13 protein-coding genes are annotated in these 11,943 nt (G+C 68.6%); 11 read left to right on the top strand and 2 right to left on the bottom strand.

Annotated elements, in window-relative coordinates; all coding sequences use genetic code 11:
- Positions 1–63 precede the first annotated feature (63 nt).
- Together cobS and E6G92_14275 are read right to left on the bottom strand one after the other, a co-directional pair.
- A complete protein-coding gene (cobS, locus tag E6G92_14270; protein TMJ17476.1) occupies positions 64–1,068 on the bottom strand; it encodes a cobaltochelatase subunit CobS in 1,005 nt (334 codons plus the stop codon).
- Positions 1,069–1,228: 160 nt separating this feature from the next.
- Entirely contained in the window at positions 1,229–1,816 is a 588-nt protein-coding gene (locus tag E6G92_14275; GenBank protein TMJ17477.1) for a J domain-containing protein, read from the bottom strand.
- Between the two features lie 36 nt (positions 1,817–1,852).
- Between E6G92_14275 and E6G92_14280 the strand changes: the two genes are divergently transcribed.
- The 11 genes from E6G92_14280 to yacG all read left to right on the top strand — a co-directional run bounded on the left by E6G92_14280 (position 1,853) and on the right by yacG (position 11,914).
- Positions 1,853–2,137 (top strand): BolA family transcriptional regulator, encoded by a 285-nt coding sequence (locus E6G92_14280; protein TMJ17478.1) that lies wholly within the window; start codon positions 1,853–1,855, stop codon positions 2,135–2,137.
- A 167-nt stretch (positions 2,138–2,304) separates the two neighbouring features.
- Positions 2,305–3,207: a pirin family protein gene (locus tag E6G92_14285; GenBank protein TMJ17479.1), complete on the top strand. Its 903-nt coding sequence runs from the start codon at positions 2,305–2,307 to the stop codon at positions 3,205–3,207.
- Positions 3,204–4,103, top strand: a complete 900-nt coding sequence (locus tag E6G92_14290; GenBank protein TMJ17480.1) for an alpha/beta hydrolase — start codon at positions 3,204–3,206, stop codon at positions 4,101–4,103. Before E6G92_14285 ends, E6G92_14290 begins: the two co-directional genes overlap by 4 nt.
- Positions 4,104–4,118: 15 nt before the next feature.
- Complete coding sequence (gene nusB / locus E6G92_14295) at positions 4,119–4,574, top strand: transcription antitermination factor NusB (protein TMJ17481.1); 456 nt, start codon at positions 4,119–4,121, stop codon at positions 4,572–4,574.
- Positions 4,575–4,607: 33 nt separating this feature from the next.
- A complete protein-coding gene (gene thiL, locus E6G92_14300) occupies positions 4,608–5,537 on the top strand; it encodes a thiamine-phosphate kinase (protein ID TMJ17482.1) in 930 nt (309 codons plus the stop codon).
- 97 nt (positions 5,538–5,634) lie between these two features.
- The gene (locus E6G92_14305; protein ID TMJ17483.1) at positions 5,635–7,806 is read left to right on the top strand and encodes a sodium-translocating pyrophosphatase; all 2,172 of its coding nucleotides are present in this window, start codon (positions 5,635–5,637) and stop codon (positions 7,804–7,806) included.
- Positions 7,807–7,919: 113 nt separating this feature from the next.
- Positions 7,920–9,929, top strand: a complete 2,010-nt coding sequence (locus E6G92_14310; GenBank protein TMJ17484.1) for a S9 family peptidase — start codon at positions 7,920–7,922, stop codon at positions 9,927–9,929.
- Positions 9,930–9,998: 69 nt separating this feature from the next.
- A complete protein-coding gene (gene infA, locus E6G92_14315) occupies positions 9,999–10,217 on the top strand; it encodes a translation initiation factor IF-1 (GenBank protein TMJ17485.1) in 219 nt (72 codons plus the stop codon).
- Positions 10,218–10,232: 15 nt separating this feature from the next.
- Entirely contained in the window at positions 10,233–10,799 is a 567-nt protein-coding gene (gene maf / locus E6G92_14320) for a septum formation protein Maf (protein ID TMJ17486.1), read from the top strand.
- The gene (locus E6G92_14325) at positions 10,792–11,739 is read left to right on the top strand and encodes a ribonuclease (protein ID TMJ17487.1); all 948 of its coding nucleotides are present in this window, start codon (positions 10,792–10,794) and stop codon (positions 11,737–11,739) included. The genes maf and E6G92_14325 overlap by 8 nt, the downstream gene beginning before the upstream one ends.
- Positions 11,717–11,914: a DNA gyrase inhibitor YacG gene (yacG, locus tag E6G92_14330; GenBank protein ID TMJ17488.1), complete on the top strand. Its 198-nt coding sequence runs from the start codon at positions 11,717–11,719 to the stop codon at positions 11,912–11,914. The genes E6G92_14325 and yacG overlap by 23 nt, the downstream gene beginning before the upstream one ends.
- The last annotated feature ends 29 nt before the right edge of the window (positions 11,915–11,943 follow it).

Raw genomic sequence — 11,943 nt, forward strand, 5'->3', positions numbered from 1 at the left:
GGCCCTCACCCTCCCACCGCTTCGCGGCGGGCCCCTCCCTCTCCCCAAATGGGAGAGGGGCGATCAAGCCGCCCCCACCACGCTCTCGGGCAGATCCTTGCCGAACACGCGCTGGTAATATTCGGCCACGGTCGCCCGCTCGGCCTCGTCGCACTTGTTAAGGAAGGTGAGGCGGAAGGCGAAGCCGACGTCGCCGAAGATGAGCGCGTTCTGCGCCCAGCTGATCACGGTGCGGGGGCTCATCACCGTCGAGATGTCGCCGTTGACGAAGCCCTGGCGCGAGAGCTCCGCGACCTTGATCATCCGCTCGACCTCGGCGCGGCCGCCCTCGTGGTCGTATTCGCCCGACTTGGCCAGCACGATCCGCGCCTCGGTCTCGGCCGGCAGATAGTTGAGTGTGACGACGATGTTCCAGCGGTCCATCTGGCCCTGGTTGATCTGCTGGGTACCGTGATAGAGGCCGGTCGTATCGCCGAGGCCGACCGTGTTGGTCGTCGCGAACAGCCGGAAATAGGGATGCGGGCGGATCACCCGGTTCTGGTCGAGCAGGGTCAGCTTGCCCTCGGTCTCGAGCACGCGCTGGATGACGAACATCACGTCGGGCCGGCCCGCATCATATTCGTCGAACACCAAAGCGGTGGGCGTCTGCAGAGCCCAGGGCAGGAGACCCTCGCGGAACTCGGTCACCTGCTGCCCGTCGCGAAGGACGATCGCGTCGCGGCCGACCAGGTCGATCCGGCTGATATGGGCGTCGAGGTTGATCCGGATCAGCGGCCAGTTGAGCCTTGCCGCGACCTGCTCGATATGGGTCGACTTGCCGGTGCCGTGATAGCCCTGGACCATCACCCGGCGGTTCTTCGAAAAGCCCGCGGCGATCGCCAGCGTCGTGTCGGGATCGAAGACGTAGGCCGGATCGAGGTCCGGCACGCGCTCGTCGGCTTCGGAGAAAGCCGGCACCTCCATGTCCGAATCGACTCCGAACAGGTCGCGCACCTTCGCCATCCGGTCGGGCGCGTCCATCACCGTCGCGGCGCGGCTGTCGGGGTTCACGTTGGGAATGTCTGCCATGGTTTTTCTCGAAATTCCGTCCTTCGATGCGTCCTTCGAGACACCGGTTCGACAAGCTCACCGGCTCCTCAGGATGAGCGGATCCGGTCCGATCAATCTCCCACCCGCTCATCCTGAGTAGGGACTGAGCTTGGCGAAGGCCCGTATCGAAGGACCCGCGTCACGCGAATATCGGTCGTCCTTTGAGCGCCGTATAAGCCTCGATCACCTGCTGCAACGCTTTCTCGTGGCCGCGGTCGCCGCCATTGTGGTCCGGATGGTAGCGGCGGAGCAGCTCCGCATAGCGGGTGCGGAGCGCCTTTCGGTCGGCGTCCAGGCCGAGTCCCATGGTCCGCAGGTTGCGCCGGTCGCCTTCGCTCAACGGCTTGCCGTCCCTGCGCTCCCCGGCCTGACGGGAGCGGAAGCGGGCGCCGATCGCGTCGAGAGGATCGACGAAATCGGCCCAGCGCGGCGGCGGCGAGGCGCCGGCCGTGCCGAACGCGCGGGTCTCGCGCTCCCAGCCGCCATAGGGCGTCTGCGCCTCGCTGATCTCTTCCGCCGTCATCCCCTCGAACCAATTGTAGCCGGCGTTGAACTCGCGGACATGATCGAGGCAGAGCCAGCGCCACTCGCCCGGTCCGTCGAAATCGGGGCCGTGGACTCCGGGCGCTCGGAATTCTCCCGGCGCGTCGCATCCGGGGTGCGCGCAATGCGCCGCCCGTCCCTCGACCCGTCCGTGGAATTTCCTGCCTGCGCTGGCCAATGCCAACTCCCTTTCCTTCGCGACCTCACTATATAGGCGCGAATGAGTGCGCCTTTAACCGGATCAGTCGCCCGCGAAATCGAGCAACGCCTCACCGCCGCGCTCGCTCCGGCCAGCCTGTGCGTGACCAACGATTCGGCCAGGCACCGCGGCCATGCGGGCGACGACGGCTCCGGCGAAAGCCATTTCACTGTAGAGATCGAGGCGGCCCGGTTCGCCGGCATGACGCGCCTCGAGCGCCAGCGCGCGGTCAACGCCGCGCTCGGCGACCTGATGAAGGAGCGGGTCCACGCTCTGGCGATCAGGGCTCGGGCGCCGGGGGAGTGAGCCTTGGCCCTTGCAAAACAGGATTTCATCTGTTCCGCTATGCCGATGGACGCGCGCAGGACATGTCGATCCGGAAGTGGGATGCGTCCTTGCGGAAGGTTCAATTTTTTCGTTCTTAGGGAGCGGAAACTTCGGAAACTTCCAACGCTTCCGCCGGGCGTTCGAACATGACGGATGACGAGCTGTTCCTCCAGACCTTGCTGCCCACGACTCACGATCTCGGCGGGTTCAAGGTCCATCGCACGCTGCCGCATCGCGAGCGCACGACGATCGGGCCGTTCATCTTCTTCGACCAGATGGGGCCGGCGAAGCTCGATCCGGGCGCCGGAATCGACGTGCGCCCGCACCCGCACATCAACCTCGCCACCGTCACCTATCTCTTCGCCGGGGCGATCGACCACCGCGATTCGCTCGGCACCTTCGCCACGATCGAGCCGGGCGCGGTCAATCTGATGACCGCGGGCAAGGGGATCACCCACTCGGAGCGTTCGCCGGCGGCGCTTCGTCCGGACGGGCCCGAGCTCAGCGGCATCCAGACCTGGCTCGCCCTGCCCGCGGCCAAGGAGGAGATGGACGCCGCCTTCGAGCATGTGCCCAAGGCCGATCTGCCTTTGGTCGAGGGGGATGGAGTCCGCGCCCGGATCGTCATGGGAACGCTCTGGGGCGAGACCGCGCCAGTCACCTGTCACAGCCCGACCATCTATGCCGACATCCATCTGGCCGCGGGCGGCGCGATGCCGGTCGATCCCGAGGCCGAGGAGCGCGGCCTCTACGTCGCCGAGGGCGAGGCCAGCCTGGACGGCCAGCACCTCGAACCTGCGACGCTCTACGTGCTGCGCCCCGGCATTCGAGCCACGCTTCGATCGGAGAGAGGCGGCCGGGTGATGCTCTGCGGCGGCGCCCCGCTGGACGGGCCGCGCCACGTCTTCTGGAACTTCGTCTCCTCGCGCCGCGAACGGATCAACCAGGCCAAGGAAGACTGGAAGGCCGGCCGCTTTACCTTGCCCCCCGACGACCATGACGAGTTCATTCCCCTCCCCGAGGTGGTGAAGACGGTGAGCTATCCGTGAGCACGCTCGCCCTCACCCGCATCCCCCTCCCCACCGGAGTCGCGCTCAACGTTCAGACCGGCGGGCCGGAGAATGGAGAGCCGATCGTCCTCCTCCACGGCTTCCCCGAATCGCACCGGACGTGGCGCGAGGTGGCGCCCGCGCTGGCCCGCGATTTTCGAGTCGTCGCACCCGACCAGCGCGGCTTCGGCGCGTCGGACAAGCCGGAGGGCGTCGAGAATTACAGGACCGACCGCATCGTCGAGGATCTGATCGCCCTCGCCGACGCGCTGGGCATCGGCCGCTTCACGCTCGTCGGCCACGATTGGGGCGGCGCGGTCGCCTGGCTTGCGGCGCTCAAGCACCCGGACCGCGTTCGGCGCTTGGCGATCGTCAACGCGCCCCACCCTTTGATCTTCCAGAAGACGCTGATCGAGGACTCGGCCCAGCGCGCCGCCTCGCAATATATCCGCGCCTTCCGCAACCCGGCGATGGAGCAGGGCATCGCGGCAATGGGCTACGAGGCCTTCTTCGCCAGGACCTTCGCCAGTCATGCCGATATCTCCCGCCTGCCGCCGGAGGAGCGCCAGGCCTATCTCGACGACTGGAGCCAGCCGGGCGCGATGACCGCGATGCTCAACTGGTACCGGGCGAGCGAGATCGTCGTGCCGGAGCCGGGCGAGGAGGCCGGCGCCCCGGCCTGGACCCTGCTTCCCTTCCCCCACGTGACCCAGCCGACCCTGGTCGTCTGGGCGCTGAAGGACGTCGCCCTGCTCCCGATTCAGCTCGAAGGCTTGGATGCTCTGGTCGACGATCTGCGCATCGTCACCGTGCCCGACGCGGGCCATTTCGTTCCTTGGGAGCAGCCCGGGCCGGTGATCGCCGCAATCCGGGATTTCGTGGCCGAGGCCGGATGAGCTAAGGGGCCGCACATGGCCACCTCCCCCAAGCGCTCGCAATCCCGCTCCGCCGCCCGGCTCGCCGCCGTCCAGGCGCTCTACCAGCAGGAGATGGAAGGCACGCCGATCGCCACCCTGCTCCACGAATTCCACCACCACCGGCTCGGCGCGACGATCGACGAGGTCGAATATGCCGACGCCGAGGTCGATTTCTTCGACGACGTGGTCAAGGGCGCCGACGCCCGGCGCGGGGAGATCGACGCGCTCATCGCGGGGCGCCTCGCGCAGGGCTGGTCGCTCGCCCGGCTCGACAAGCCGATGAAGGCCATCCTTCGCGCCGGCGCCTACGAGCTCGCCGCACGCGCCGACGTGCCGACCGCCTCGGTGATCAGCGAATATGTCGACGTCGCCAAGGCCTTCTACGACGCCCGCGAGACCGGCTTCGTCAACGGCCTCCTCGACGCCATCGCCCGGGAGGTGAGGGCGTGACCTCAGATCCTCCCCGGGACGGGGAGGATCTTCGTGAGTGAATCCGCCTTCATCGACACGCTGCGCGCGATCGCCACCCACCCCGCGGCCCGCGACCTGATCGACGACGCGGCGGTGCTGCAGATGGGGGACGGCGCGCTGGTGCTGACCCACGACATGATCGTCGAGGGGGTCCACTATCTGCCGGACGATCCGCCCGCCGACGTGGCCTGGAAGCTGGTCGCGGTGAACCTTTCCGATCTCGCCGCCAAGGGCGCTCGGCCGATCGGCGTGCTGCTCGGCTTCACCCTCGGCGACGAGGAATGGGACCGGGCGTTCGCCGTCGGCCTCGGCGCCGCGCTCGCGGCCTTCGGCATCCCGCTGCTTGGCGGCGACAGCGTCTCCGCGCCCTCGCGCGTGCTCGGCCTGACCGCGCTCGGGCAGGCCGCGGGGCCGGTCCCCTCGCGCGCCGGCGCCGCGGCGGGCGATGCCTTGTGGGTCAGCGGCACGATCGGCGATGCCGGCGCGGGCCTGAAGGCGCTCCGTGCGGGCGAGGACGCGCCGGCGCTGATCGAGCGCTACCGAACGCCGCGCCCGCGCCTCGAGGCCGGGCAGCGCCTGGCGCCGCTGGTGAGCGCGATGATGGACGTCTCGGACGGGCTCCTGATCGACACCTCGCGAATGGCGGCGGCGAGCGAATGCGGCGTCGAGATCGCGCTGGACTCGGTGCCGCGATCCCCCTCCTTCGCCGGAACCGCGACGGAGGCCGTGACGGCGGGCGACGATTACGAGCTGCTCTTCGCGCTCGCGCCGGGCCGCGCCGCGGCCGTGCTCGCCCTGGCCGAGGAGATCGGCCTGCCCTTCACGCGCATCGGCCGCTTCGTCGAAGGCGCCGGGCTGACCCTCACCGAGAAGGGGCTCGCGGTTCCGCTCCCCGGGCGGCTCGGTTACGAGCATGGCCGAGGGAACCCTTCGACCGGTTGAAACCTTTTTCCATCCACCCTAAGGAGCGCGCCATTGCGGCGCGCCCGTTCGGGCGATCAGCGCCGGATCAAGTCCAGTTCAGGGGAAGGACGATTTCATGACCGTCGTGCTCATTGCCATAGGCTGCGGCATCATCGCCGTGCTTTACGGCATCATCACCAGCGCGCAGGTGCTGCGCGCCTCGCCCGGCAACGAGCGCATGGTCGCCGTCGCCGAAGCCATCCAGGAAGGCGCCAAGGCCTATCTCGGCCGCCAGTACACCACCATCGCCATCGTCGGCGTGGTCGTCGCGGTGATCCTGTTCTTCACGCTCGGCGGGCTTTCGACGATCTGCTTCCTGATCGGAGCGATCCTCTCGGGCGCCGCCGGCTATGTCGGCATGAACATCTCGGTTCGCGCGAACGTCCGCACCGCGGAGGCCGCGCGCGGCTCGCTCCAGGGCGGCCTGACGCTCGCCTTCCGCTCGGGCGCGATCACCGGAATGCTCGTGGCGGGCCTCGGCCTGCTCTCGATCGCCGGAATCTTCTGGTATCTCACCGGTCCCGGCGGGCTCAGCCTCGCCGCGGAGGAGGATCGGCGAACGATCATCGCCGCGCTCACCGCGCTCGCCTTCGGCGCCTCGCTCATCTCGATCTTCGCGCGTCTCGGCGGCGGCATCTTCACCAAGGCCGCCGACGTCGGCGCCGACCTGGTCGGCAAGGTCGAGGCCGGAATCCCCGAGGACGATCCCCGCAACCCGGCCGTCATCGCCGACAATGTCGGCGACAATGTCGGCGACTGCGCCGGAATGGCCGCCGATCTGTTCGAGACCTACGTCGTCACCATCGGCCTGACCATGGTCTCGATCGCGCTTCTGCTCAGCAACCTCGACACGGAGATGCTGACGCGGATGATGTCGCTGCCGCTGATCGTCGGCGGCGTGTGCATCATCACCTCGATCGTCGGCACCTATGCCGTCCGCCTCGGCAAGAGCCAGTCGATCATGGGCGCTCTCTACAAGGGCTTCTGGCTGACCGTGGTCCTGTCGATCCCGGCCATCTGGCTCGCCACGGCCTATACGCTGACCGGCTCGTTCGCCGGCGACATGAGCGCTGTGATCGGTACCTTGCCGGCCGCCGCCGATTCGATGGACCTCGGCAAGGAATTCACCGGCCAGAGCCTGTTCCTGTGCATGATGATCGGCCTCGCCGTCACCGGGCTGCTCGTGTGGATCACCGAATATTACACCGGCACCAACTATCGCCCGGTCAAGTCGATCGCCCGAGCCTCGGCCACCGGCCACGGCACCAACGTCATCCAGGGCCTGGCGATCAGCCTCGAATCGACCGCTTTGCCGACGCTGGTGATCGTCATCGCGGTGATCGCGACCTTCCAGATCGCCGGAATCCTCGGAGTCGCCTTCGCGGCGACCTCGCTGCTCGCTCTGGCCGGAATGGTCGTCGCCCTCGACGCCTACGGCCCGGTCACCGACAATGCCGGCGGCATCGCCGAGATGGCCGGCCTCGAAGACGAGGTCCGCCACCGCACCGACGCGCTCGACGCGGTGGGCAACACCACCAAGGCGGTGACCAAGGGCTATGCGATCGGATCGGCCGCGCTCGCCGCGCTCGTCCTGTTCGGCGCCTACACGACCGACCTCGAACATTACCAGGCCCAGCTCGGCCTGACCGGCCCGGTCAACTTCTCGCTCAGCAATCCGTACATCATCGTCGGCCTTCTGCTCGGCGCGTTGCTGCCCTATTTGTTCGGAGCGCTCGGAATGACCGCCGTGGGCCGGGCCGCGGGCTCGGTGGTCGAGGACGTCCGCGCCCAGTTCCGCGAGAATCCGGGGATCATGGAGGGCACCAGCCGCCCGAATTACGGGCGCACGGTCGACATCGTGACCAAGGCGGCGATCAAGGAGATGATCGCTCCCTCGCTTCTGCCGGTGCTGAGCCCGATCGCGGTTTACTTCATCATCGCCCAGGTGGCCGGCAAGGAAGAGGGCTTCGCGGCGCTCGGCGCCATGCTTCTCGGCGTGATCGTCTCCGGCCTGTTCGTCGCCATCTCGATGACCTCGGGCGGCGGCGCTTGGGACAACGCCAAGAAGTATATCGAGGACGGCAATTACGGCGGCAAGGGATCCGAGGCCCACAAGGCCGCGGTGACCGGCGACACGGTCGGCGATCCTTACAAGGACACCGCCGGCCCGGCGGTGAACCCGATGATCAAGATCACCAACATCGTCGCTTTGCTTCTGCTCGCGGCTCTGGCCGGCCACGCCGGCTGATCGTTTCGAATAGGTCGCGAAAAAGGCTCGCCGGACTTCGGTCCGGCGGGCTTTTTCTTGTCTTTACAGCGCTTGCCGCACGGGCTTATCGTGTTTCGGGGGGACTTGCATCGGTGCCGAAGCGCTTTTCCGCGCTGATCTGCGCGGCATTGCTGACCGTCTGGACGCCGCTCGGCGCGCAGCAGCCGCCCGAGCGCGGCAAGGCGCCGCCATCCGCCGCGACGCCCTCGCCGCAGGTGTCGATCGAGGATTTCGCCCGGCTCCCGTTCCTCTCGGACGCCTTGCTGTCGCCCGACGGGCGCCGAATCGCCGGCCGGGTGTCGCATGACGGCACCGAGGGCATCGCCATCTGGACGCTTGGCGAGGGCGCCGAGCAGGTCCCCCAGCAGATCGCGGTAAGCGGTAGCGAATCGTTCGTCTGGGCGAGCGACACCAAGCTGCTCGTCACCACCGGCACGACGATCGTCATCGCCGGCCCAGGCGAGCTTGTGCCCCTCCGCCTGCAGCGGATTCAGAGCTTCGACCTGATCTCCGGCAAGCTCACCCCGCTCGGCTCGGATGCGGGCTTCCTGCAGGAGCTGATCTTCATCGACCGGGCCGGCCGCTACGTGCTGCTTTCGAACGGGGAGCGGTTCGATCGCCCGCCCAGCGTGGTGCGCGTGGACCTCGAGAGCGGGGCGACGACCGTGGTTCAGCCCGGTCAGCGCGGCGTCTACAGCTGGTTCGCGGACAGCGAGGGGGTGGTCCGGGTCGGCGTCGATTACGGCGAGCGGCGCACCCGTATCTATTATCGCAGCTCGGCGACCGCGCCGCTGGCGCTCGTCGAAACTCATCGCAACCTGGAGGACGACAGCGTGATCGACGCTGTCCGCTTCGTCACCAACACCAGCCGGGGGACCATCGTCACCAATGCCGAAACCGGGCGCTTTGCGGTCTACGACTACGATTTCGCCACCGACACGCGCGGCGCCGCGCTCTTTTCCCACCCGGACGTCGACGTCACGCGCGCGATCTACGGGACCGACGGCCGGCTCGACGGAGTCGTCTACGAGGACGATCGTCCGCGCGTGCGCTGGCTGAACCAGGACATGGAGCGGCTTCAGGCCAGGATCGACCGCAGCCTGCCCGACCACACCAATTCGATCGTCAACCGAAGCCGCGACGGCAACCGGGTGCTGATCTTCTCGTCCGCCGCCGACGATCCCGGCACCTATTATGTGTTCGACCAGGCGGCGCGGCGAATGGAGATTTTCGCCAGCCCCTACGACAATCTCGTCGGACGCGGCTTCGCGCCGGTCCGCCCGGTCAGCTACCAGAGCCGGGACGGCCTCACCATCCGCGGCTATCTGACGCTGCCGCCCGGGCGCGGCGAGCGCGACCTGCCGCTGATCGTCCTGCCGCACGGCGGCCCTTTCTTCCGCGACAGCTGGTCGTTCGATCCCGAAGTCCAGTTCCTCGCCAGCCGCGGCTATGCGGTTCTTCAGCCCAATTTCCGCGGCTCCACCGGCTACGGCCGCAGCTTTGTCGAGCGCGGCTACGGCCAGCTGGGCGGGGGGATGCTCAACGACATCGAGGATGGCATGGACTGGCTGGTCCGCGAGGGCATCGCCGATCCCCGCCGCGCCTGCATCATGGGCAGCTCCTACGGCGGCTATGCGGCGATCTGGGGCGCGATGCGCAGCCCGGATCGCTATCGCTGCGCGATCAGCTTCGCCGGGCCGACCGACCTTCGCGCCATGCTCCATCACGACAGCCGCTTCTTCCTCGCCCGCCGCTATGCCCGCGAGCTTCGCCTTCAGCTGCAGGGCGAGGAGCGGCTGGACCTCAACGCGATATCGCCGCTTCGGCACCCTGAGATGCTTCGCGTGCCGTTGCTGCTCGGCCATGGCGAGCAGGACCCGACCGTGCCGGTAGACCAGGGCCACCGGTTCGTGCGCGCGCTGGGGCGCAACCCGACGCCGGTCGAATCCGTCTTCTTCCCCAAATCGGGCCATGGTTTCAGCGACGCTCCGGAAGCGGCCGACTGGATGCGCCGGGTCGAATCCTTCCTCGCGCGGCACAATCCTGCCGGCCCGCCGCCCGCTCCCGCGGTGGCGCGGATCGCGGCGTCGGGAACCCGCTAGGGCCCGGCTTTGCATTTTTGCGGCGAGCGGCTAAGGCCTCCCCGCATTTTTTGGACCCCAGGGATTTGAATGGCCAAGGAAGAGCTTCTCGAGATGCGCGGGCAGGTGGTCGAGCTTCTGCCCAACGCAATGTTCCGCGTTAAGCTCGAGAACGGCCACGAGATCCTCGGCCACACCGCCGGCAAGATGCGCAAGAACCGGATCCGCGTGCTGACCGGCGACGAGGTGCTGGTCGAGCTGACGCCCTACGACCTTACCAAGGGCCGGATTACCTACCGCTTCAAATAAGCGTAGGCCCGCATCATGCGGCTGATCCTCGCCTCCGCCTCGCCCCGACGGCTCGATCTGCTTGCGCGGATCGGCGTGACCCCCGATGCGGTCACTCCCGCCGAGATCGACGAGACTCCGCTCAAGGGCGAGCTTCCCATCCCCTATGCGCGGCGAATCGCCGCGGCCAAGGCCGAGGCGGTGCGCGAAGGAGGCGCGCTCGTCCTCGCCGCCGACACCGTGGTCGCCGCCGGCCGTCGCATCCTGCCCAAGACGGAGACGGAAGCCGAAGCGCGCGCCGCGCTCTTGCATCTCTCGGGCCGCCGGCACCGGGTCTACAGCGCCGTGAACCTGATCGACGCCGAAGGCCGCGCCCGGCACCGCCTCTCCACCTCGATCGTTACCTTCAAGCGGCTGAGCGAGGACGAGCTCTCCGCCTATCTCGCGAGCGGCGAATGGCACGGAAAGGCGGGCGGCTACGCGATCCAGGGCCGCGCCGAGGCGCTGATCCGCGCGCTGTCCGGCTCCTTCTCGGGCGTGATGGGGCTGCCCCTGTTCGAAACCCGCGCCCTGCTCCGAGCGGCGGGCTATCCGCTTGGCTGAGTGGCTCTACGAGGAAGGGATCGGCGAGAACCGCGCGATCCTCGTCGAGGGCGGCGAGATCGTCGAAGCCGCGATCGAGCTGCCCGGTCTGCGCGCCGGAGCGGTGGTCCCGGCGAGGCTATCCAGCGCCGCGGGGAGCGCCACGCTGGAGGACGGAACCGAGGCGATGGTCTCGCCGGTCGGCAGGCTGAGCGAAGGGGCGGCATTCCGCGCCGAGGTGCTGCGCGAGACGATCCCCGAGCGAGGCCGTCCCAAGCCGCCGAAGGTCCGCCCGACCGAGCTGGCGTTTCGGGCCGGGCCGTCTCTCGCTGACCGCGTCGGATCCCCTGCCCTTCCCGCGCACCGCCTCGACCTGTTCGAGCAGGCGGGCTGGTCCGAGCTTCTCGAGCAGGCGCGGACCGGCGAAATCGCCTTTCCCGGCGGCGCCCTGCGGATGAGCGTCACGCCGGCAATGACCCTGTTCGACGTCGACGGCAGCCTTCCGGCGGAGGAGCTGGCCGAAGTCGGGGCGGAAGCGGCGGCGAAGGCGATACGACGGCTGGGCATAACGGGATCAATCGGGATCGACCTTCCCACTCTGCCCCGCGAGAGGCGCCAGCGGGCCGCGGCGGCGGTCGACGGCATTCTCCCCCAGCCCTTCGAGCGCACGGCGGTGAACGGCTTCGGCTTCCTTCAGATCGTCCGGCGCCGGGAACGGCCGAGCATCCCGGAGCTGGTCCAGGGCGATCCCGTGGCGGCCACCGCGCGCGCGCTCCTGCGCCGTGCCGGGCGCGAAACCGGTGCCGTCGCCCTCAATGCCACGCCCCGCCTGGTCGCGTTCCTCGAGGAGCGGCCGGACTGGCTGAAGGCGCTTGCGCGCCGGACCGGCGGCGAGATCGTCTTGCGGGCCCAGCCGGGCCTCGCCATATCCGCCGGCCATGTCCAGACCGTCCAAAGCTGAGTCCTGCCCCTTGTGCGGCAAGCCGGCCGAGCCCGCGCACAAGCCCTTCTGTTCGCGCGGCTGCAAGGACCGCGACCTTTTGAAATGGCTCGGCGACGGCTATCGCGTGCCCGGCCCGCCGGCCGGTCCGGAGACTTTGCCGAATGGCGAGGACGGGCTGGACAGCGAGCGCTGAGCGCCTCTATAGCGCCGCTTCCGCGCATC

This window comes from Alphaproteobacteria bacterium, from assembly GCA_005883305.1.
Classification (GTDB): Bacteria; Pseudomonadota; Alphaproteobacteria; order Sphingomonadales; family Sphingomonadaceae; genus Allosphingosinicella.